Genomic DNA, 21080 nt, shown 5'->3' with positions numbered 1-21080 from the left:
ACGCGGGCGGTCGCGCGGCGGTTGGACCGCGGCCAGGGTCTTTCGTTCGGATCAGGCCGGATCAGGGAGCGGGGCCCGGCGCTGGGGCTCGCAAGGCGGAGGAGGGCGGCAGGGCGGAGCCCTGACAACCGACGACAACTTGGCGAGGCGCGGTGCCGGGCCCCGCGAGCCCGGCATGATCCCAACGAGAGGCGCTAGACCGCGGCCTTCTTCAGCCGGCGGCGCTCCCGCTCGGACAGTCCTCCCCAGATGCCGAAGCGCTCGTCGTTGGCGAGGGCGTACTCGAGGCATTCGGAGCGGACTTCGCACGCGAGGCAGACCTTCTTGGCCTCCCGGGTCGATCCGCCCTTCTCGGGGAAGAAGGACTCGGGATCGGTCTGGGCGCACAGCGCGCGCTCCTGCCAGCCGAGCTCCTCGTCCGCGTCGTCGACCAGCAGTTCCTGCACCAGCTCGGCCATGTGCGCCCCTCGTCCGTCTTCCACGTCCCCGTGATGCAGCCGTTACCGATTCCGGCTGAACGACACGAGTGAAATTACAAGTGTGCTGCTCCGGGCGAGTCAAGCCGAGATCTGCTATTGGGCCCCTTATTCACTCTGCGGAACCAAGGCCAAGCCGAAAGTGTTCAAATCGCCTTAAACCTTGACGCACAGACAGGGCCCGCGCAGCGCCCCGCCCCGCGCGCAACCTCCACAGGGAAGGACGTCCGGCAGAAAGCACTCGTTCCGGCACGCGCGACGAAGCGAACCTGATCACATTCGGATCACGGAATCGCAACGACGTTCATGCTCCCGGTCGTGCGCACCATGTGTCCCGGGATCCGCCTGAGCAAACCTTTCACCTGGGAGATGAACCGGATGAGGTGAACCATGTCCCACATAACGGGCGTCGAGTTGACAGTGGGGGTGTGAACCGCTGTCCTTGTGGGCATGCTCGCGAACTTGGCACTCACCTCGACCCGCTCCGCCGGGTCCCCCGGTGCTGCCCGCGTTCGCTGTAGCTGTCGCACCTGCGGCTGTTGAGCCTCCCCCCCTCGCTCCGGCCGCCGCCGAGACGTACCCGACTCGGCCGCACCCCCCGCTCCCACCAGGGCAGCCCTTCGCCGGCGTCCGCGATCCGGACGCACGCGGCACCGTCCTTGCCACCGCCTCTCCGCAAGAGGAACCACCGCACCCCATGAACAGCGACAGCGACCTGCAGATCGCCGGCGACATCCTCGAAGTCCCCCACCTCCTCCAGGCCCCGCGCGAGCACCCGGCCACCGTCGCCGAGTTCGCCGGCCTGGCCCGTGCCCTGGCCGCCGACCGCTCCCAGTGGGAGCACCTGGTCCGCTACGACGCCACCACCCGCTGGTACCACCGCCTGCGCGCCGTGCCGCAGACCCTCGGCGGGCCGCAGGGCCCCGCCGGGCAGGACGCCGCCGGCTACGAGGTGTGGCTGCTGTCCTGGGTGCCGGGTCAGGGCAGCGGACCGCACGGCCACGGCCGTTCTTCCGGGGTGCTCACCGTCCTGGAGGGCGCCCTCACCGAGCGGACCCGGCGCGGCACGCGCGTCCTGACCCCGGGCTCCCAGCGGGTGTTCGCGCCCGGCTACGTCCACGAGGTCGTCAACGACACCCTGGAGCCGGCGGTCAGCCTGCACGTCTACTTCCCCGGCCTGACGGAGATGCCGATGCACCCCGGGGCCGGTCTCGGGGCGGCCGGGGAGCCCTCCGCGGCCGCCCGCTGCGCGGCCGGGGCGGCGTCCGGGCCGGTGACTGCCTGACACGTTGTCGGAGCGGCCTGCCAGACTTGCTCCCATGCGCATTGTGGTTCTGGCAGGCGGCATCGGCGGTGCCCGTTTCCTGCGCGGTCTGAAGCAGGCCGCGCAGGACGCGGACATCACGGTCATCGGCAACACCGGGGACGACATCCACCTCTTCGGGCTCAAGGTCTGCCCGGACCTCGACACGGTGATGTACACGCTCGGCGGCGGCATCAACGAGGAGCAGGGCTGGGGGCGGACCGACGAGACCTTCCACCTCAAGGAGGAACTCGCGGCCTACGGCGTCGGCCCGAAGTGGTTCGGGCTCGGCGACCGGGACTTCGCCACCCACATCGTGCGGACCCAGATGCTCGGCGCGGGCTATCCGCTGAGCGCGGTCACCGAGGCGCTGTGCGACCGCTGGAAGCCGGGCGTGCGGCTGATCCCCATGACCGACGACCGCGTGGAGACGCACGTCGCCGTGACGCTCCCCGAGGGCGACGGCGACGGGGCGGGCGAAGAGGGCGGGTCGGGCGAGCGCCGGGCGATCCACTTCCAGGAGTACTGGGTGCGACTGCGGGCCTCGGTGCCCGCCGAGGCGATCGTGCCGGTCGGCGCGGAGCAGGCGAAGCCCGCCCCTGGCGTCCTGGAGGCGATCGGCGCGGCCGACGTCATCCTCTTCCCGCCGTCCAACCCGGTGGTGTCCATCGGCACGATCCTCGCCGTCCCCGGCATCCGCGAGGCGATCGCGGACGCGGGCGTACCGGTGGTGGGCCTGTCGCCGATCGTCGGCGGCGCCCCGGTGCGCGGCATGGCCGACAAGGTGCTGGCGGCGGTCGGTGTGGAGTCCACCGCGGCGGCGGTCGCCGAGCACTACGGCTCGGGCCTGCTGGACGGCTGGCTCGTCGACACGGCCGACACGGATGCGGTGGAGCGGGTGGAGGCGGCCGGCATCCGCTGCCGCGCCGTCCCGCTGATGATGACCGACGTGGACGCGGCCGCGGCCATGGCCCGCGAGGCACTGACGCTCGCCGGGGAGGTGCGCGCCCTGTGACCGGCACGCACCGGGACGCCGGCTACCACGTGTGGGCGGTCGCCGGACTGCCCGAGGTCCGCAAGGGCGACGACCTCGCCCGGCTGATCGCGGACGCCGCGCCGGACCTCGCCGACGGGGACGTCCTGCTCGTCACCTCGAAGATCGTCTCCAAGGCCGAGGGCCGTGTCGTGGAGGCGGCCGACCGGGAGGCCGCGATCGACGCGGAGACGGTGCGGGTGGTCGCCCGGCGCGGCCCGCTGCGCATCGTCGAGAACCGGCAGGGCCTGGTCATGGCGGCGGCGGGGGTCGACGCCTCCAACACCCCTTCCGGCACGGTGCTGTTGCTGCCCGAGGACCCCGACGCGTCCGCCCGCTCGATACGGGACGGCCTGCGCGACGCCCTCGGCGTCGAGGTCGGCGTGCTCGTCACCGACACCTTCGGCCGCCCCTGGCGCACCGGGCTCACCGACGTCGCGATCGGCGCGGCGGGCGTCCGGGTCACCGACGACCTGCGCGGCGGCGAGGACACCCACGGCAACCCGCTGACCGCCACGGTCGTCGCCACGGCCGACGAACTCGCCGCCGCGGGCGAACTGGTCAAGGGCAAGACCGCCGGCCTGCCCGTGGCGGTCGTGCGCGGACTGCCCCACCTGGTGACGGCGCAGGACGGCCGGGGCGCTGGGGACCTGGTCCGCGAGGCGCGCGACGACATGTTCCGCCTCGGCACCTCGGAGGCGGTCCGCGAGGCCGTCACCGGACGGCGCACGGTGCGCAGCTTCACCGACGAACCGGTCGACCCCGAGGCGGTGCGCCGGGCCGTGGCCGCCGCGGTGACGGCCCCCGCCCCGCACCACACCACGCCCTGGCGTTTCGTGCTGCTGGAGTCCCCGGAGTCCCGGACCCGGCTGCTGGACGCCATGCGGGACGCCTGGATCGCCGACCTGCGCGGGGACGGCAAGTCGGAGGAGTCCATCGCCAAGCGGATCCGCCGCGGCGACGTCCTGCGCAACGCGCCCTACCTGGCCGTGCCCTGCCTGGTGACGGACGGCGCGCACACCTACGGCGACGCCCGGCGGGACGGCGCCGAACGCGAGATGTTCGTGGTCGCCACGGGCGCCGGTGTGCAGAACTTCCTGGTCGCCCTGTCCGGGGAGCGGCTGGGCTCGGCCTGGGTGTCGTCCACGATGTTCTGCCGCGACGTGGTCCGCGAGGTGCTGGACCTGCCGGCGGACTGGGACCCGATGGGCGCGGTGGCGATCGGTCACCCGGCCGGGGAACCCCGGCCGCGGCCGGAGCGGGACGCGGGCGCCTTCGTCGTGGTGCGGTGAGCCGGTCCCGCGAGCGCCTACCCTCGTAGGGTCCCCGCGGCCCGTGCCGTACCCCCGTCCCCTGGAATCCCTCGTGGCAGGACGTTTCGCTCCCCGGCCCCCGCGCCCCCACAGCCCTGCGGGCGCGGGGCGCGCCGCCGCCGTGCCCGCGCGCGGCACGGGCCGGGCCGCCGCCGGGGCCGCGGGGATCCCCCGGCAGGCGCCGGCGCCCGCGCGGGTGCGCATCTGGGTGCCGGACGGTCCGCTGGACCTCGGCCTGGTCCTGGGTCCGCTGCGGCGCGGGACCGGCGATCCGACGTTCCGGACGCTGCCGGACGGTTCGGCGTGGCGGGCCAGCCTCACCCCGGCCGGCCCGGGCACGCTGCGGGTGACGCGGCGCGGCGAGGAGGTGCGGGGCGAGGCGTGGGGGCCGGGCGCCGACTGGCTGCTGGAGCGGCTGCCGGAACTGTGCGGCTCCGCCGACGACCCTGACGCGTTCGTGCCCCGGCACCGGCTGCTGGCGCACACCCGTCACCGGCGGCCCGGGCTGCGGCTGACGCGGACCGGGCTGGTGCTGGAGTCGCTGATCCCGTCCGTCCTGGAGCAGAAGGTCACCACCGGGGAGGCGTACCGGGCGTGGCGGCTCCTGGTGCGCAAGTACGGCGAACCGGCGCCCGGACCGGCGCCGGAGCGGATGCATGTGATGCCACCGCCGAGGACGTGGGCGCTGATCCCCTCCTGGGAGTGGCACCGGGCGGGCGTCGACAACAAGCGGGCGTCGGCCGTCCTGCGGGCGGTACGGGTCGCGGCCCGGCTGGAGGAGGCGGCGCGGATGCCTCCGGCGGCGGCGCGGGAGCGGCTGGAGCTGGTGCCGGGCATCGGCCCGTGGACGTCGGCGGAGACGGTGCAGCGCAGTCACGGCGCGCCGGACGAGGTGACCGTGGGGGACCTGCACCTGCCCGGCATCGTCGGCTGGGCGCTCGCCGGCGACCGGTACGCGGACGACGCGGCGATGCTGGAGCTGCTGGAGCCGTACGCGGGCCAGCGCCACCGGGCGGCCCGGCTGATCCTGCTGAGCGGCCGGGTCCCGGAACGCCGGGCCCCGCGCATGCCGCACGGGGACATCGGGCGGCTTTAGCGCGGGGTGCACCGGACGTACGGCCCACCGTGCTGCCGCACGCGCACACCCGGCGCCGCGCCGCCCCCCTCCCCGCCCCGCGTCCGCGCGGCACCGGGGAGGGTGGCGGCGTGCCGGGTCACTGGTCCGAGGAGAAGCGGACCGCGCCGGCCGGGATGCGGGCGTCGCACCAGACGCGGGCCCCGTCGAGGAGTTCGTTGCGGGCGCCGACGACCGCGCCGTCGCCTATCACCGTTCCGGTGAGGACCGACCGTTCGCCCACCCGGGCGCGGGTGCCGATCAGGGAGTCGGTGACCACCGCGCCCGGTTCGATGACCGCGCCCGGCAGGATCGTGCTGCCGAAGACGCGCGCGCCCTCCGCCACGAACGCGCCCTCGCCCACCACGGTGCCGCCCGCCAGTTTGGCGTCGGGTGCCACCGTCGCCGTGGGCAGCACCAGCCGGTCGCCGCACCGTCCGGGGACGGCCGGCGACGGGGCCCGGCCGAGCACCAGGTCCGCCGAGCCGCGCACGAACGCCGCGGGGGTGCCGAGGTCGAGCCAGTAGGTGGAGTCGACCATGCCCTGGAGGTGCGCCCCCGCCGCCAGCAGGCCGGGGAAGGTCTCCCGCTCCACGGACACCGGCCGCCCCGCGGGGATGGTGTCGATGACGGAGCGGCGGAAGACGTACGCGCCCGCGTTGATCTGGTCGGTGACGATCTCCTCGGGCGTCTGGGGCTTCTCCAGGAACGCCAGCACCCGCCCGGTGTCGTCGGTGGGGACCAGCCCGTACGCCCGGGGGTCGGTGACCTTGGTCAGGTGCAGGGAGACGTCCGCGCCGGTCGACTCGTGCGTCCGCACCAGCGCCCGGATGTCCAGGCCCGTCAGGATGTCCCCGTTGAAGATGAGCACCGGTTCGTCAGGGCCGGAGTGGAGCCGGGAGGCGACGTTGCGGATCGCGCCGCCGGTGCCGAGCGGTTCCTCCTCCGTCACGTACTCGAGGTGCAGCCCGAGCGACGAGCCGTCGCCGAAGTGGGGTTCGAAGACCTCGGCCAGATAGGACGTGGCCAGGACGATGTGCTCGACGCCCGCGGCTCTGGCTCTCGCCAGCTGGTGCGTCAGGAAGGGCACTCCGGCCGCGGGGACCATGGGCTTGGGCGTGTGCACCGTGAGCGGGCGCAGCCGCGTGCCCTTGCCGCCGACCAGGAGGATCGCTTCTGTCACCTTGTCGTCTCTGCTTCCTGCCGGGACCGGCCGAACTGTCTTTCGGCCGGTCAGTGTATGCAGACCGTTCCACCGCGCATGCGACGGCCGTGGTTCCGGCAGGAAGGAATGTGCGGCCCGGCGGCCGGGCGGACCTCAGCGGCCCTGGTAACGGGCGGCCGTGGAACGGGCCGTGCCGAGCTTGCTGTACAGCTTCCCCCCTGGGCACGCGGTGTTGAACCCGTCCCGGTGACCGGAGATCACGTTCAGTCGCACCTTCTTGCCTTTTCGGTAGAGGTTGCCACCCGCGGACGTGAGGTATGTCTTCCCCTTGGGATTCATGCCGTGCAGGCCCAGCTTCCACGCCGTCAGCCGCGACACGGCCTTCACGGCGGAGGACGACGGCTTCTTGGAGCCGTAGGAGCCGATGACCGCGATGCCCATGCTGTTGCTGTTGAAGCCGAGCGTGTGCGCGCCCAGCACCGCCTTGGCCACTCCCCCGGCGCGGCCCTCGTAGATGCGCCCGCACTTGTCGATGAGGAAGTTGTAGCCGATGTCCCGCCAGCCGAGGCTCACCACGTGGTAGCGGTAGAAGCCCCGGATGAGGGAAGGCGCCTGGGAGCACTTGTAGTTGTTGCCGGAGGCGGTGTGGTGCACGAAGGCCGCCTTGACCTTCTTGGTGTAGGCGAATTTCTTCTCCCGCAGGCTCTCGTTGGCGCCCCAGCCGCGCCGGGTGGTGATGGCCGGGCGCGGGCCGACGTACGGCTTGGCCTGCTGCCGGGTCTTTGCCGCTCCGGCGAGGACTTCCCGCTCGGTCTCCTCGCGGCTCAGGGCGGGGATCTCGGTCGCGCCGAGCGGCGCCAGGCCGGCGTTGGCGGCGGAGGCGGCCGTCGCCTCGGCGGTCGTCGCGCCGGCCCGGGAGTCGTCCGGAGCGCCGGCCGCGGGCAGGGTGCCCTCCCCGGGGTCGATGAGTTCGACCTGGAGTCCGGCGGGGAGCAGGGGGGCCGTGGTGGTCCGCGCACCCGAGGGGGTGCCGGCGGACTCGTCGGCCGGCAGGGCGGCCTCCGCCCGGACGCGGATCTCCACGCCGTCGGACTCGCCGACCCACAGCGGTGCGGTCGCGCCGCGGACCCGGCCGGAGGTGCGCTCGCGGGTGCCCGGGTCGGCCGCGTGGTCGGCGTTGTGGGTCTCGACGTCCTGCCAGTCGGACCAGGCTCCGGTCCCGACCGACCGGGTGCGGACCTCGACCCGGCCGTCGAGCTCGGCACCGGGGTCGTCCCAGACGACTCCGAGGAGGGAGAAGTGCCGTACGGTCCGCGGGCCGAGGCCCTGGACGACGGTGCCGGCGGCGCGGTCGCCGCCGAGCGGACGGAGGGACAGGGACTGGGTGCTGCCGGGGACGCCGGACTCGGCCGGCCCCGCCCCGCGCGTGGCCGCTTCAGCCGTCGGCGCCGGTCCCGCGGCCACCGCGGCGGCGGGCGGGGCGAGGGGGAGGGCGAGGGCGGCGGCACACGTGACACCGATTGAGGAAGCAAGAATTCCACGCATACCCCTGAGGTTGGACATAGCCGTACGAATCTGTCCATCCAGGATGTGACGGGCCGTCGGAGCCCGTTCCCCCGAACCGGTGTCCCGGCCGAACGGTGCCCGCGGGCCGCCCCGCGTACGCTTGCCCGGGTGAACGCCAGCGACCGCACCCCTGCCGACCTGCTGAGTTCCGCGCTCGCCGCGGACCCGGGACGCCCCCTGGTGACTTTCTACGACGACGCCACGGGCGAACGCGTCGAATTGTCCGTGGCCACCTTCGCCAATTGGGTGGCCAAGACCGCCAACCTCCTCCAGGACGAACTGTCCGCCGAACCGGGCGACCGGGTGGCGCTGCTGCTGCCCGCGCACTGGCAGACGGCCGTGTGGCTGCTGGCCTGCGCGTCGGTGGGCGTGGTCGCCGACGTGGCGCCCCCCGACCCGGGCGCGGCCGACGTCGTGGTGAGCGGGCCGGACACGCTCGACGCGGCCCGGGCCTGTTCCGGAGCGCGCGTCGCGCTGGCCCTGCGGCCGCTCGGCGGACGCTTCCCGCAGCCTCCCGAGGGCTTCGCCGACTACGCGGTGGAGGTGCCGGGGCAGGGCGACCACTTCGTGCCGTACGCGCCGGTCGCGCCCGAGGACCCCGCGCTGATCGTGGCGGGACGGGAGTTCAGCGGGGCCGAGGTGGTGCAGCGGGCCGAGGCGGAGGCCGCCGGCCTCGGCCTGACCGGCCCGGGCACCCGCATCCTGTCGGGGCTGCCCTACGACACCTGGGAGGGTCTCAACGCGGGGCTGTACGGCCCGCTGGCCACCGGGGGCTCGGTGGTGCTGTGCCGGAACCTGGACCGGCTCGACGCCGAGGCCCTGGACAAGCGGGTGGAGAGCGAACGGGTCGCGGTCATCGCCCGCCGGCCGTCCTGACGGCGCGTCGGCCGGCGCGGGACGGGCGACGCCGGCCCCGGTGAGCGGCGCCGGGCCGGCCGCGACGGCGGCCGGCCTCGCGTCGCCGGGGCCCAGGCCCGTGCCCCCCGACGTGCACCGCCCAGCGGACCACCGGGCGCCGGGCGTGCGGGCCACCGAGCGCCGGGCCGCACCCCGACACGCCACCACCGCGCCCCGACGCACACCCGACCCACCCCGACACGCCCAGCAGCACCCCGCGGCCGGGCACCCGACCACGCCCTGCGCGCCGCCGCCCACGCACCCCGCCGCCTACGAGCGCGACCCCCCGCCCAAACCCCGCACACCGTCGCGCCACCCGCGCGCCGTGCCCGCCCGCACACGCCGGGCCGGAACCCGACGCCCACCCGACCCGCCCCGACGCGCCCAGCAGCACCCTGCGTCCGGGAACGCACCCGGCCCCGCCTTCCGCGCCGCCGCCCACGGGCGCGCCCCGCCGCCACGGGCCCCGCCGTCCACGAAGGCCGGTGGGGCCCGTGCCGGCCTCAAACCCCGCGCACCGGCGCTTCACCCGCCCGCCGTGCCCCGTCCCCCGTTCGGCGCAGCTCCGCCCGCGCCGGGCCGCGCGGCCGGGTCATCGTCGTAGCGACGGCACGGCACGCACGGCGGGGCCCCGCTCGCGGCGCGCCACGACGCGGTGGGCGGCGGTTCCCCGGCGGGGTGTCCGCGCACCGCCCGCGCACGCCAGGGAGGGTGGACCGGTCATGAGCGACACCGCAGGCACGCCGCCCGGCGGACCGGGACCGGCCGGGCGCGGGCTCGGCCCGGGTGCGGGCGCCTCGGCGAGCGGGCCCGGCCTGGTCCGGCGCAGGCGCCGGCGGTGGATGCGGATCGGCGCGCTGTCGGCCGCCGGGGTGCTGGTGGTCGCCGCCGGGGCGGGCTGGGCGGTGTACGCCAAGCTGGAGGGGAACATCACTCCGGACGAGGCCGCCGCGGCCGAACTCGCGCGGTTCGAGAAGGAGCGGCCGACCTCGCTGGTGAAGGACGCCCAGAACATCCTGCTCATCGGCTCGGACTCGCGGTCCGGCGACGACAACGCCCGCTACGGGCGGGACTCGGGCACGGAGCGGTCGGACACCGCCATCCTGCTGCACCTGTCGGCCGGGCGGCACAGCGCGACCGCGGTGTCCCTGCCGCGCGACCTGATGGTGGAGGTGCCGGGCTGCCTGCGCCCGGACGGCCAGCGCACCCGGCCGATGTTCACCATGTTCAACCAGGCGTTCGCGATGGGCGGTTCGGCCTGCGCCATCCGGACCGTGGAGAAACTCACGAATATCCGCGTCGACCATCATGTCGTCGTCGACTTCCACGGATTCAAGAAGATGGTCGACGCCGTCGACGGGGTCGAGGTGTGCCTGCGGCGGCCCATCGAGGACAAGGACGCCGCCCTGAGCCTGCCCGCCGGGCGGGTGACGCTGAACGGGGAGCAGGCACTCGGATATGTGCGGGCCCGCAAGTCGCTCGGCAACGGAAGTGACACCGACCGGATGGAACGCCAGCAGCGCTTCCTCGGGGCGCTCGTCAACAAGGTCCGCAGCAATGACGTGCTGCTGAATCCGGCGAAGCTGTATCCCGTTCTGGACGCGGCCACCTCGTCGCTCACCACCGATCCCGGACTGGCGAGTCTGCGCGGTTTGTACGAACTCGTGCGAGGGCTGCGGGACATCCCCACGGAACGGGTGCAATTCCTCACCGTGCCCCGGGAGTCGTACGTCCACGACGCCAATCGGGACCAGCTGGTGCAGCCCGCCGCTCGGGAACTGTTCGAGCGTCTGCGCGGCGACGCGCCGCTGGTCGTGGCGCAGGGCGCGGCGCGGAGTTCCGCCGGGATAAGCGGATCCCTCGCGTCCGACTCCTCCGAGGAGAAGGCGCACGAGAAGGCGCACGGGGCGTCGTACGGAAAGCCGCATGACGGTGCCACGCAGCGTGACGGAAAGGCCATGGGAAAGGCGTCCGGGGAACCGTCCGACGGCACGTCGCCCGCGCCCACCTTCTCCGGGAACACGGCCGCCGAGGACAGCTGCACGTAAAGACCGTGGCAAGACAACTCCCGGACGGGCGGGCGTTGTCCAGAGAAATGGGCGAATTGCCCGCTTGTAGGCGCGTGGAATGTGTCACCGCCATCGCCCAGAACTGATCCGTGCCGTTAGTGTGAGCCGATCCGGTGCGCCGGTCCTCCGGCTCGGTCCTGAGGTCGCGCGCCGTGACACCGAGACCCGAGCGCCTTGGGAGGGGAAAGGCGCCGCGTGGCCCCGACGGAGGATTCAGGCGACCGTGGACGCGCAAAGCCGTGGGCGGGCGGAGAACATCGACCCCGCAGACCAGTGGGTGCTCAACCCGAACACGGGTGAATACGAACTGCGACTGGGCCCTTCCGCACCGCAGTCGCCGGTCCCCGAACCCCGCAGCGCCCGCACGGCCGCCCCGGCCGCGCCGCGCGCCCGCACCGGGGCGCCGGCGAGGTCGCCCGAGCGGGACCTGCCGTCACCGCGCCGGCGGCGGGGCGCGCCGCCGGAGCCGCCACCGGGACGACGCGGACGCCGGCCGGCCAAGAAGAAGCCGAAGGCGAAGAAGGCGCTGCTGTGGACCGGCGGTGTGATGGCGTTCGTGGTGCTCGCCGCCGGCGCGGCCGGATACCTGTACCTGGAGCACCTGAACGACAACATCACGGCCGTCTCCGACGACGGCGCGAGCACGGGCGGCTTCAGCAAGGACGAGGCCATCAACATCCTGCTGATCGGCACCGACAAACGCACCGGCAAGGGCAACAAGGGCTACGGCGACGCGGGGAGCGCCGGCCACGCGGACACCACGATCCTGCTGCACGTCTCCAAGGACCGGTCCAACGCGACCGCGTTGAGCATCCCGCGCGACCTCATCGTCGACATCCCCGACTGCCCCACCGAGCAGGAGGACGGCAGCCGCAAGGTCATCCCGGGGGCCACCGGGGTCCGCTTCAACACCAGCCTCGGCCAGGACGGCCGGACGCCCAGCTGCACCATGCGCACCGTCACCGAGCTGACCGGCATCACCCCGGACAACTTCATGGTGGCCGACTTCAACGCGGTCAAGACCCTGACCTCCGCGGTCGGCGGGGTCGAGGTGTGCCTGGCCAAGGACATCGACGACCCGGACTCCCACCTGAAGCTGCCCAAGGGCACGCACACCATCGAGGGCGAGACGGCGCTGGCGTACGTCCGCACCCGGCACTCGGTCGGCTTCGGCGGCGACCTGAGCCGGATCGGGCTGCAACAGCAGTTCCTGAGCGCGCTGATGCGCAAGCTGAAGTCCAACGACACGCTCACCAGCCCGTCCAAGATGATCAAACTGGCCGAGGCCGGGACCGAGGCGCTGACCGTCGACTCCCAGCTCGACAGCATCAACAAGCTGAAGGACCTGGGTCTGGAGCTGGGCAAGCTCAACACCGAGAACCTGACCTTCACCACGGTGCCGGTGGTCGACAACCCGTCGGAACAGGTGAAGTCGACCGTCGTCCTCGACGAGTCCCAGGCGCCCCAGGTGTTCGACCTCATCCGCAACGACGTGTCGTTCACGGAGGTCAAGCAGAAAAAGAAGAAGGAGAAGGCCGCCGTCGCCGCCCGGCTCAAGGGCGAGAAGGCACCCGCCTCCGAGGTGCGGGTCCGGGTCCTCAACGGCGGCGCCGCCCAGGGCAGCGCCCAGAAGACCCTCAGCTGGCTCCAGGTGCAGGAGGGCGTCACCAAGTCGGAGAACGGGGGCAACGCGCCGAAGGAGCTGAGCCGGACGACGCTGGAGTACGCGCCCGACCAGGCCGACCAGGCCCGTCGGCTGGCGGCCGTCATGGGCCTGTCGGGGTCGGCGATGAAGCCGGGCGAGAGCGTCACCAACTCCCAGGGCGTGCCGGCGATGACGCTGACGCTGGGCAAGGACTTCAAGGGTCCGGGCGTCTCGCTGACGCCGCCGGACAAGGCGCCGGACGACATCAAGAAGTCGACGGCCGACAAGGTCGAGTGCGCCAAGTGATCTGACGGGCCTGCCCCGCGTCCGGCCGGGCGCGGGGCAGGCCCGTGTCACGGCGCGAGGGGTGGGGGAAGCACGATGACGCGAAGCGGTGTGCACCGGGAGGAAGACCGTCCGCCGGCGGCCCGGCGCGGGAGCGGGCCGGGGACGGGACCGCCGTCCGCGCAGGAGTCGGCCGCGGAGGGCGGAGACGGCCCGGGGCCCGGCCCCGGCGGGGGCGGACGGCAGGGCGGGCGCGCGCCGCGGCGGGGGCGGCGCGCGCTGCGCTGGGCCGCGACGGCCCTGGCGGTGCTCATACTCGGCACGGCCGGTGCCGGTTACCTCTACTACCGGCACCTGAACGGCAACCTCGCCAGGGGCGAGCGCAGCAGCGGCGATTCCAAGGCGCGCAGGGCGGAGCCGAACGCGGCCGGGCAGACGCCGCTGAACATCCTGCTGATCGGCTCGGACAGCCGGGCCTCGGACCGCAACGTCGCGCTGGGCGGCAGCCGGGACAACCGGGACAGCCCGCCGCTGGGGGACGTGCAGATGCTGATCCACCTGGCCGCGGACCGCCGGAGCGCGGCCGTGGTGAGCGTCCCGCGCGACACCCGGGTCGACATCCCCAGGTGCCGGGACCCGAGGACGGGGAGGACGTATCCGGCGACCAACGACATCATCAACACCACGCTGGGCCGCGGCGGGGCCGGCTGCACCCTCGCCACCTGGGAGAACCTCACCGGTGTCTACATCGACCACTGGATGACGATCGACTTCGCCGGTGTGGTGACGATGGCCGACGCGGTCGGCGGGGTCGAGGTCTGCGTCAACCAGAACGTGTGGGACCGCCCGCTGCCGCGCGTGCCGGGCGGCTCGGGCCTGAAGCTGCGCGCCGGCACCACGAAGGTCGAGGGCGAGCAGGCGCTGCAGTGGCTGCGCACCCGGCACGCCTGGGGCAGCGACGTGCTGCGCACCCGGGCCCAGCGCATGTACCTGAACTCGATGATCCGCACCCTGCGCGAGCAGAACGTCTTCACCGACACCGGCCGGCTGACGGACCTGGCGGAGGCGGCGACCAGGTCGCTCACCGTGTCCGAGGAGATCGGCACCGTGAAGAAGCTCTACGACCTGGGCATGCAGTTGAGGACGGTGCCGCCGGACCGGATCACCATGACGACGCTGCCCACCGTGGAGGACCCGCGCAACGCCAACCACCTCGTCGCGGACGGCGCCGACGCCGAGCGGATGTGGTCCCTGCTCCGTGACGACGTGCCCTTCGACGGCCGGGGCAACAAGGAGGGCACCGGCGGGAAGGCCGCCGGGGGCCGGGACGGCGCGGCCTCGAAGGACCCGGCGGCACCGGACGGGGAGATCGTGGTGTCGGTGCGCAACGCGACCGGTTCGGCGACGCTGGGCCCGGTCACCGGACGGGCGGGCGAGATCGGCCGCGTCCTGGTGGGGAAGGGCTTCACCCGGGCCGCGGCCGACCCCTCGCCGGCCGGCGCCGAGGCCCGGACGGTCGTCCGCCACCCCGGTCCCGCCCTCCGGGGCGACGCCGAGCGGGTGGCCAAGTCGCTGGGCGTCCCGGTGAGTTCGGTGCGGGAGTCGGCCGGGGTGCCCGGGGTCACGGTGGTCGTCGGCGCCGACTGGCGGGAGGGCGCCGCCTATCCGCGGCAGTCGGCACCCGAGGGGGGCGACCTGCCCGAGGGGGCGGACGCCCTCAAGGGCTCGGAGCCGGGGACGTGCATGGACGTCTACGCGCCCTACCGCTGGTAGTGGGAAAACCCTTTGATTGCCTGCGGTTGAGGGAAATACGACCGGGATTGCCCTGTTTCATGGACGAGGAATTCATCACTGACGTCACTCCTTCCCCAGGAGGGCGGCTAGTGTGAGCGCTCCAGTGCCCCGGGGCCGCGAGGACGTCCGTCCTGGCGTCGTGCACTGAGGTGACCAGCACCACGGGCGCCTTCCGGAGGGGGGAGGGCGCCACGTGGTCCCGACGAAGGATCCGGACACCATGGACGCGCAAGGCCGTGGGCGGGGGGACGACATCGATCCCGCAGACCAGTGGGTACTCAATCCGGCCACCGGGGAATACGAACTGCGACTGGGCCCTTCCGCTCCGCAGCCACCCGTGCCCGGACCGCGTGCGGGCACTCCGCGCGGCCCAGGCGGCACCGGGCGCACGCGGACGCCCGGCCGGGAGGTCCCCCCGCAGCGGCGGCGCGGGCCCGCGGAGCCGGCCCCGGGGCGGCGCGGCGGCCGGGCCCCGCAGAAGAAGCCGAAGGCCCGGAAGGTCCTGCTGTGGACCGGCGGCACCATGGCGTTCGTGGTGCTCGCCACCGGCACGGCCGGCTACTTCTACCTGAAGCACCTCGAGGGCAACGTCACCACCACCGACGTCGGTGACGCCGCCCGCAGCAACTTCAGCAAGGACGAGGCGTTCAACATCCTCGTCCTGGGCACCGACAAGCGCACCGGCGCGGGCAACAAGGGCTACGGCGACAAGGGCAGCCTCGGGCACGCCGACACCACGGTGCTGCTGCACGTGTCCAAGGACCGGACGAACGCGACCGCGTTGAGCATCCCCCGCGACCTCATCGTCGACATCCCCGACTGCCGCACCAAACTGGAGGACGGCACCGAGACCGTCGTCCCCGGACTCCAGGGTGCCCGCTTCAACCGCAGCCTCGGCGAGGGCGGGCGGGATGCGGGGTGCACCATGCGCACCGTGGAGGCGGCGACCGGGATCAAGCCCGACCACTTCATGATGGCGGACTTCAACGCGGTCAAGACCCTCACGACGGCCGTCGGCGGGGTCGACGTGTGCCTGGCGAAGCCGGTGGACGACAAGAAGTCCCATCTGAAGCTGCCCGCGGGCGAGTCGACCGTCGAGGGCGAGCAGGCCCTCGCGTTCGTGCGCACCCGCTCCAGCTTCGGCAACCAGGGCGACCTCGACCGGATCAAGGTCCAGCAGCAGTTCCTGGCCTCGCTGATGCGCAAGATGTCCTCCGGGGACACCCTCACCAGCCCCACCAAGCTGCTGAAGCTGGCCGAGGCCGCCACCGAGGCGCTGACCGTGGACAAGGCCCTCGGCGACGTGAACACGCTCAAGGACGTCGCCCTGGAGCTGAAGAAGGTGCCGACGAAGAACATCTCCTTCGCCACGGTGCCGGTGAAGGACAACCCGGCCGAGCGGGTGAAGGCGACCGTCGTCCTCGACGAGTCCCGGGCACCGCAGCTGTTCGACGCCATCCGGGACGACGTGTCGCTGACCGACGTCAAGCAGAAAAAGAAGAAGGAGAAGGCCGCCGTCGCCGCCCGGCTCAAGGGCGAGAAGGCACCCGCCTCCGAGGTGCGGGTGCAGGTCCTCAACGGCGGCGCCCCCGCGGGCAGCGCCCAGACCACCCTCAGCTGGCTCCAGGTCGAACAGGGCGTCACCAAGTCCGAGAACGGCGGCAACGCCGCCGAGCAGCTGGCGCGCACCACGCTGGAGTACGCGCCGGACCAGGCCGCCCAGGCCCGCCGGCTCGCCGCGATCCTCGGTCTGTCCGGCGCGGCGTTGAAGCCCGGCGAGAGCGTCACCAACTCGCAGGGCGTGCCCGCGATGACGCTCACCCTCGGCAAGGACTTCAAGGGCGCCGGGGTGAAGCTGGACGGCTCGGCCGGGAAGCCGCCGGAGGTCGACAAGTCCACCGCCGACAAGGTCGAATGCGCGAGCTGACGCTCAGTTGAGCCGATTGCGGCGGCCGAGCACAGGTTGTTGAAGTCGCGGGGCTTTCCTGTGCAACTGACGGGCCCGTCGTGCGTCTAACAGGACGCAGGACGGGCCTGTTTCACGACACGAGAGGTGCCAGGAGTGGCGAGAACGGGGGCAGTCGCGCGCAGCGCCGGAACAGCCGCACCCGGTGACGGCGGGCCGGCACCGCAGCCGGCGGGTCCGTCCGACGGGGACACCGGCGGCGGGCGCCCGCCCGGCGGCGACGGCCGCCGCCCGCGGCGCGGACGCCGGGTGCTGAAGTGGTCCGCGGCCGTGCTCGCCCTGCTCATAACCGGCTCCGCCGGGGCGGGTTACCTCTACTACCGGCATCTCAACGACAACCTCAAGAAGGACACCCTCAACCTCGGCGACAACAAGGTCGCCGCCCCGACGCCCAACGCCGCCGGACAGACCCCGCTGAACATCCTGCTGATCGGCTCGGACGCGCGGGACACCAAGGAGAACCAGCAACTCGGCGGCGCCCGGGAGACGTTCGGCTCGACTCCACTGGCCGACGTGCAGATGCTGGTGCACCTGTCCGCCGACCGCAGCAACATGTCGGTCGTCAGCATGCCGCGCGACACCCTGGTGAAGATCCCCAAGTGCACCGACCCCGACGACGGCACGGTCTACCCGGCGAGCAACGGCCGCGTGATGACCAACCAGAGCCTCGGACACGGCGGTCCGGGCTGCACCGTGGCCACCTGGCAGGAGCTCACCGGCATCCACATCGACCACTTCGTCATGGTCGACTTCGCCGGGGTGGTGTCCATGGCGGACGCGGTCGGCGGCGTCCCGGTGTGCGTGGACGCCAACATCCACTCCCGCGACGGCCAGGGCCACGGCTCCGGCCTGAAGCTGGAGAAGGGCACCACGTTCATCAAGGGCGAGCAGGCCCTGCAGTGGCTGCGCACCCGGTACGGCTTCGAGGACGGCAGCGACCTCGCGCGCGCCAAGGCCCAGCACATGTACATGAACGCGATGGTCCGTCAGCTGCGCGAGAACGCCACCCTGAGCAGCCCCAACAAGCTGCGGCGGCTGGCCGAGAAGGCGACCGGCGCGCTCACCGTCGACCCCGGCCTGGACACCGTCAAGAAGCTCTACGACCTCAGCAACGAGCTGCGCAAGGTGGAGCCGAAACGTATCACCATGACCACGATGCCCAACCGGTACGTCGGCGCCCGCGTGGAGCCCACCGAGGACGCCGAGCAGCTGTTCCGGCTGGTGCGCGAGGACATCGCCCTGGACGGCAGGGACGCGGCGCCGGAGCCGGCCCGGGAGGAGGTCCCCGGGGACGCGGCCGCCCCCGACGACGAGATCGCCGTGCAGGTCCGCAACGGCACCCGGACCGACACCCTGGGACCGGCCGCCGGGCGGGCGGGCACCGTGGCCGGAATGCTCCGGAAGAAGGGCTTCGGTCAAGCCACCGCCGACACCGTCGGCGCCACCCGGGAGAAGCGCACCGTGCTGCGCTATCCGAGCGCCGACCTGGAGGGCGACGCCCTGCGGGTCGCCGAGGTCCTCGGCATCCCGTCGAGTGCGGTGAAGCGGTCCACCGAGGTGTCCGGGGTCACGCTCGTGGTGGGCGCCGACTGGCGCGAGGGCGACGGATACCGGGCGCCGGAGGAGGACGACAGCACCCCCGACTCGGCACAGCCCCTCAACGGCGCCGACGACTCGGCGTGCATGCAGGTCAACCCGGCCTTCAGCTGGTAGCCCGGGCACGGACCGGTCCCGCCCGGCACGCCCGCGGGGGCCTCCCCCGCGGGCAGGCCCCCGCGGGCGTCAGGCCGCCGGGGCGTCCGCGTGGACGGCGGGGCGGCGCGAGGCGATGACCTTCTTCGCCAGCGAGCGCGGGCTGGTCAGGAAGCCCCAGCCCCAGGACATGTGCATGGTGGCCAGGGCCACGGGTATCTGCAGCCGGGCCTTCAGCGGCAGGCCCTTGCCCGCCGGCAGGGAGCCCAGCAGGATGGCCGCCAGGTAGCCGCCGGGCACCACGAAGCCCCAGGGCGTGAGCAGCACGCCGGCCAGGGTCCCGGCCGCGATGGCGCACACCGCGGTCGGCGGGGCCAGGTAGCGCAGGTTGATGGACCCGGCGTGGTAGCGGGCGACGACGTGCCGCCAGCGGCCGTAGTCCTTGTACTGCTTGGCCAGGGCGCGCACGGAGGGCCGCGGGCGGTAGGACACCTTCAGCTCCGGCGAGAACCAGATCAGCCCGCCGGCCTCGCGGATGCGGAAGTTCAGCTCCCAGTCCTGGGCGCGGATGAACTCCACGTTGTAACCGCCCTGCTGCTCCAGCGCCTCACGCCGGAACACCCCCAGGTACACCGTCTCTGCGGGACCCGCCTCGCCGCCGGTGTGGAAGGCGGCGTTGCCCACCCCGATGCGGGACGTCATCGCCGCGGCGACCGCGTGCTCCCAGTCGTTCTCGCCCTCGGCGTGCATGATGCCGCCGACGTTCTGCGCGCCGGTCTCCTGAAGGAGCCGCACGGCGGTGGCGATGTAGTCCGGGGAAAGCATCCCGTGCCCGTCGACGCGGACCACGACCGGATGGCGCGAGGCCTTGATCGCCGCGTTGAGGGCGGCCGGGGTGCGGCCGGTCGGGTTGGGCACGGTGTGCACCCGCGCGTCCTCGGCCACGAGCTCGGCGGCGATCTCGTCCGTGCGGTCCGTGGACGGACCGAGGGCGATCACGACCTCCATCTCGCCGGCGTACTCCTGGGCGAGGATCGCGCGGACGGCGCCGCGCAGATGCCGCTCCTCGTTGAGGACGGGCATGATCACGGAAACGGCGGGGAGCCGCACGTCGGGATTGGCGTTCATAGGAGGCTCACGTTACCGCGTACGGGGGACACCGGTGCGCGCGCCGGGGGGCGATGGGCCGGGCCGCAGATCGTATCGGCCTACGGTGCTCAAGATCCACGCACGGCCGTCGTCCGGAGGTGCCCCCTTGCCCACGCCGCCACGGTCCCCCCGGCCCCGCACCACGCCCCGGCGCCCGCCGCGACCCGTCCGCGGCGGCCCGCGACCGCCCGCCCGCCGCAGGGCGCGCTGGGCGATGCGGGCCGTCACCACCCTGTCGGTGGTGGTGCTGGCCTCCGCCGGCATCGGGCACGCGGTGCTCACCGGCCTGGACTCGGAGATCGACCGGGTCGACCCGTTCCGGGACATGAAGAACCGCCCCGAGGCCGGCCACGGCATGAACATCCTGCTCGTCGGCACCGACGGACGCGAACGGATCAGCAAGGAGGAGCGCCGCAAGTACCGGCTCGGCGGAGCGCCCTGCCGCTGCACCGACACGATGATGATCGTGCACATCTCCGAGGACCGGGACCGGGCCAGCGTGGTGAGCCTGCCGCGCGACTCCTACGCGATGACGCCCCCGCACACCGACCGGGTCAGCGGCAAGGAGCACCAGGGTCACCCCCTGAAGCTGAACGCCGCCTACGCCGAGGGCGGTCCGCAGCTGACCGTGCGCACGGTCGAGAAGATGACCCGGGTGAAGATCGACCACTACCTGGAGCTGGACTTCACCAGCTTCATGAAGACCGTCGACGTCGTCGGCGGCGTGGAGATCTGCACCGACCAGCGCCTGAAGGACACCCGCACCGGGCTCGACCTGGCCCCCGGCCGGCACACCCTGGACGGCGGCGAGGCCCTGCAGTACGTGCGGGCCCGGTACGTCGACGCGGCGGCCGACCTGGGCCGGATGAAGCGCCAGCAGCGCTTCATGGCCGCGCTGGTCGAGCGGGCCACCTCCTCCGGCATCCTGCTCAACCCGATGAAGTTCCGCGACGTGACCCGGGCGGTGCTCGGCTCGGTCCGCGCCGACAAGGGCTTCGGCACGGACGAACTGCTGGACCTGGGACGGGCGATGAGGAACTTCTCGCCCTCCTCGTCGGAGTTCACGACGGTGCCCATCGGGAAGATGGGGCACCGGGTGGCGGGCGTGGGCTCGACCCTGAAGTGGGACCCGGAGAAGTCCGAGGACATCTTCGACGCGCTGCGCCGGGACGAGCCGCTGTCGCCGCCCCGGCCGAAGGGCGGCGGCGCGCTGCGGGTGCCCGTGGACCCCGCGCGGATCCGGGTGCAGGTCGAGAACGGCACCGCGACCGCCGGACTGGGCCGCCGGGTCGACGCGGCCCTCGCGTCGACCGGCTTCGCCACCACCCGGGCGCCGGCCAACGCCCGCGACCGTGACGTGAAACGCACCGTCGTCGTCTACGACCCGCGCTGGGACCGCTCGGCGAAGTCGCTGGCCGCCGCCCTGCCGGGCAGCGAGTTGCGCGCGGTCAAGGGCCAGGGCGCCACGCTCAAAGTGATCGCCGGCGCCGATTTCGAAAAGGTGCGCAAGGTGCGCGCCGCGGATCCGGGCCAGGACGAGTTCGGGGTGGTGCGGGGCGACGAGGTGGGCTGCACCTGACCCCCGGCTCCCGGCCCGGGGCGGGCCCGGCTCA

15 protein-coding genes are annotated in these 21080 nt (G+C 73.3%); 11 read left to right on the top strand and 4 right to left on the bottom strand.

The genetic code is table 11. The annotated features are described in order from the left end of the window. Nucleotides 1-194: 194 nt before the first annotated feature. Nucleotides 195-458, bottom strand: a complete 264-nt coding sequence (locus tag ACIRPP_RS08605; RefSeq protein ID WP_403639125.1) for a WhiB family transcriptional regulator — start codon at nt 456-458, stop codon at nt 195-197. Nucleotides 459-1173: 715 nt separating this feature from the next. On the opposite strand from ACIRPP_RS08605, the gene ACIRPP_RS08600 reads away from it, so the two are divergent. The 4 genes from ACIRPP_RS08600 to ACIRPP_RS08585 all read left to right on the top strand — a co-directional run bounded on the left by ACIRPP_RS08600 (nt 1174) and on the right by ACIRPP_RS08585 (nt 5221). Then, on the top strand, nt 1174-1761 hold the full coding sequence (locus ACIRPP_RS08600) for a cysteine dioxygenase (protein WP_403639123.1): 588 nt from the start codon (nt 1174-1176) through the stop codon (nt 1759-1761). A gap of 34 nt (nt 1762-1795) precedes the next feature. After that, the gene (cofD, locus tag ACIRPP_RS08595) at nt 1796-2794 is read left to right on the top strand and encodes a 2-phospho-L-lactate transferase (RefSeq protein WP_403639121.1); all 999 of its coding nucleotides are present in this window, start codon (nt 1796-1798) and stop codon (nt 2792-2794) included. Then, nucleotides 2791-4104, top strand: a complete 1314-nt coding sequence (locus tag ACIRPP_RS08590; protein WP_403639119.1) for a coenzyme F420-0:L-glutamate ligase — start codon at nt 2791-2793, stop codon at nt 4102-4104. Before cofD ends, ACIRPP_RS08590 begins: the two co-directional genes overlap by 4 nt. Before the next feature lie 73 nt (nt 4105-4177). Next, nucleotides 4178-5221, top strand: a complete 1044-nt coding sequence (locus ACIRPP_RS08585) for a DNA-3-methyladenine glycosylase family protein (RefSeq protein WP_403639117.1) — start codon at nt 4178-4180, stop codon at nt 5219-5221. Between the two features lie 118 nt (nt 5222-5339). Here the strand turns inward: ACIRPP_RS08585 and ACIRPP_RS08580 are convergent, their stop codons facing one another. Both ACIRPP_RS08580 and ACIRPP_RS08575 read right to left on the bottom strand, forming a co-directional pair. Further along, nucleotides 5340-6422, bottom strand: coding sequence for an NDP-sugar synthase (locus ACIRPP_RS08580; RefSeq protein WP_164337735.1), 1083 nt, complete (start codon nt 6420-6422; stop codon nt 5340-5342). Between the two features lie 135 nt (nt 6423-6557). Continuing rightward, nucleotides 6558-7949 carry a peptidoglycan recognition protein gene (locus ACIRPP_RS08575; protein WP_403639115.1) on the bottom strand — a complete coding sequence of 464 codons (1392 nt, stop codon included), beginning with the start codon at nt 7947-7949 and terminating at the stop codon, nt 6558-6560. Between the two features lie 129 nt (nt 7950-8078). On the opposite strand from ACIRPP_RS08575, the gene ACIRPP_RS08570 reads away from it, so the two are divergent. From ACIRPP_RS08570 to ACIRPP_RS08545, 6 genes are all read left to right on the top strand, one after another. Beyond that, entirely contained in the window at nt 8079-8846 is a 768-nt protein-coding gene (locus tag ACIRPP_RS08570) for a TIGR03089 family protein (protein ID WP_403639113.1), read from the top strand. A 743-nt stretch (nt 8847-9589) separates the two neighbouring features. Further along, nucleotides 9590-10915 carry an LCP family protein gene (locus ACIRPP_RS08565; RefSeq protein ID WP_403639111.1) on the top strand — a complete coding sequence of 442 codons (1326 nt, stop codon included), beginning with the start codon at nt 9590-9592 and terminating at the stop codon, nt 10913-10915. A gap of 244 nt (nt 10916-11159) precedes the next feature. Further along, nucleotides 11160-12887: an LCP family protein gene (locus tag ACIRPP_RS08560; protein ID WP_403639109.1), complete on the top strand. Its 1728-nt coding sequence runs from the start codon at nt 11160-11162 to the stop codon at nt 12885-12887. A 75-nt stretch (nt 12888-12962) separates the two neighbouring features. Then, nucleotides 12963-14639, top strand: a complete 1677-nt coding sequence (locus ACIRPP_RS08555; RefSeq protein WP_403639107.1) for an LCP family protein — start codon at nt 12963-12965, stop codon at nt 14637-14639. Nucleotides 14640-14880: 241 nt separating this feature from the next. Beyond that, on the top strand, nt 14881-16587 hold the full coding sequence (locus ACIRPP_RS08550; RefSeq protein WP_403639105.1) for an LCP family protein: 1707 nt from the start codon (nt 14881-14883) through the stop codon (nt 16585-16587). A gap of 135 nt (nt 16588-16722) precedes the next feature. Continuing rightward, complete coding sequence (locus ACIRPP_RS08545) at nt 16723-18339, top strand: LCP family protein (protein WP_403639103.1); 1617 nt, start codon at nt 16723-16725, stop codon at nt 18337-18339. A 69-nt stretch (nt 18340-18408) separates the two neighbouring features. Here ACIRPP_RS08545 and ACIRPP_RS08540 read toward each other — a convergent pair whose 3' ends face one another. Beyond that, nucleotides 18409-19446 carry a glycosyltransferase family 2 protein gene (locus tag ACIRPP_RS08540; RefSeq protein ID WP_403639101.1) on the bottom strand — a complete coding sequence of 346 codons (1038 nt, stop codon included), beginning with the start codon at nt 19444-19446 and terminating at the stop codon, nt 18409-18411. A 235-nt stretch (nt 19447-19681) separates the two neighbouring features. Here ACIRPP_RS08540 and ACIRPP_RS08535 point away from each other — a divergent pair, with 235 nt between their 5' ends. Then, nucleotides 19682-21046, top strand: a complete 1365-nt coding sequence (locus tag ACIRPP_RS08535; RefSeq protein WP_403639099.1) for an LCP family protein — start codon at nt 19682-19684, stop codon at nt 21044-21046. Nucleotides 21047-21080: the final 34 nt, after the last annotated feature.

It is taken from the genome of Streptomyces sp. NPDC101219 (assembly GCF_044767675.1).
Classification (GTDB): Bacteria; Actinomycetota; Actinomycetes; order Streptomycetales; family Streptomycetaceae; genus Streptomyces.
The sequence above is the reverse complement of the archived record's forward strand: the minus strand, read 5'-3'. Positions and strand labels throughout refer to the sequence as shown.

Excerpts from the sequence above, each read along its gene's own strand:
- ACIRPP_RS08555 (WP_403639107.1), top strand. The coding sequence starts at position 12,963 with ATGACGCGAAGCGGTGTGCACCGGGAGGAAGACCGTCCGCCGGCGGCC.
- ACIRPP_RS08540 (WP_403639101.1), bottom strand. The coding sequence starts at position 19,446 with ATGAACGCCAATCCCGACGTGCGGCTCCCCGCCGTTTCCGTGATCATG.
- ACIRPP_RS08600 (WP_403639123.1), top strand. The coding sequence starts at position 1,174 with ATGAACAGCGACAGCGACCTGCAGATCGCCGGCGACATCCTCGAAGTC.
- ACIRPP_RS08550 (WP_403639105.1), top strand. The coding sequence starts at position 14,881 with ATGGACGCGCAAGGCCGTGGGCGGGGGGACGACATCGATCCCGCAGAC.
- ACIRPP_RS08575 (WP_403639115.1), bottom strand. The coding sequence starts at position 7,949 with ATGCGTGGAATTCTTGCTTCCTCAATCGGTGTCACGTGTGCCGCCGCC.
- ACIRPP_RS08565 (WP_403639111.1), top strand. The coding sequence starts at position 9,590 with ATGAGCGACACCGCAGGCACGCCGCCCGGCGGACCGGGACCGGCCGGG.
- ACIRPP_RS08535 (WP_403639099.1), top strand. The coding sequence starts at position 19,682 with ATGCGGGCCGTCACCACCCTGTCGGTGGTGGTGCTGGCCTCCGCCGGC.
- ACIRPP_RS08605 (WP_403639125.1), bottom strand. The coding sequence starts at position 458 with ATGGCCGAGCTGGTGCAGGAACTGCTGGTCGACGACGCGGACGAGGAG.
- cofD (WP_403639121.1), top strand. The coding sequence starts at position 1,796 with ATGCGCATTGTGGTTCTGGCAGGCGGCATCGGCGGTGCCCGTTTCCTG.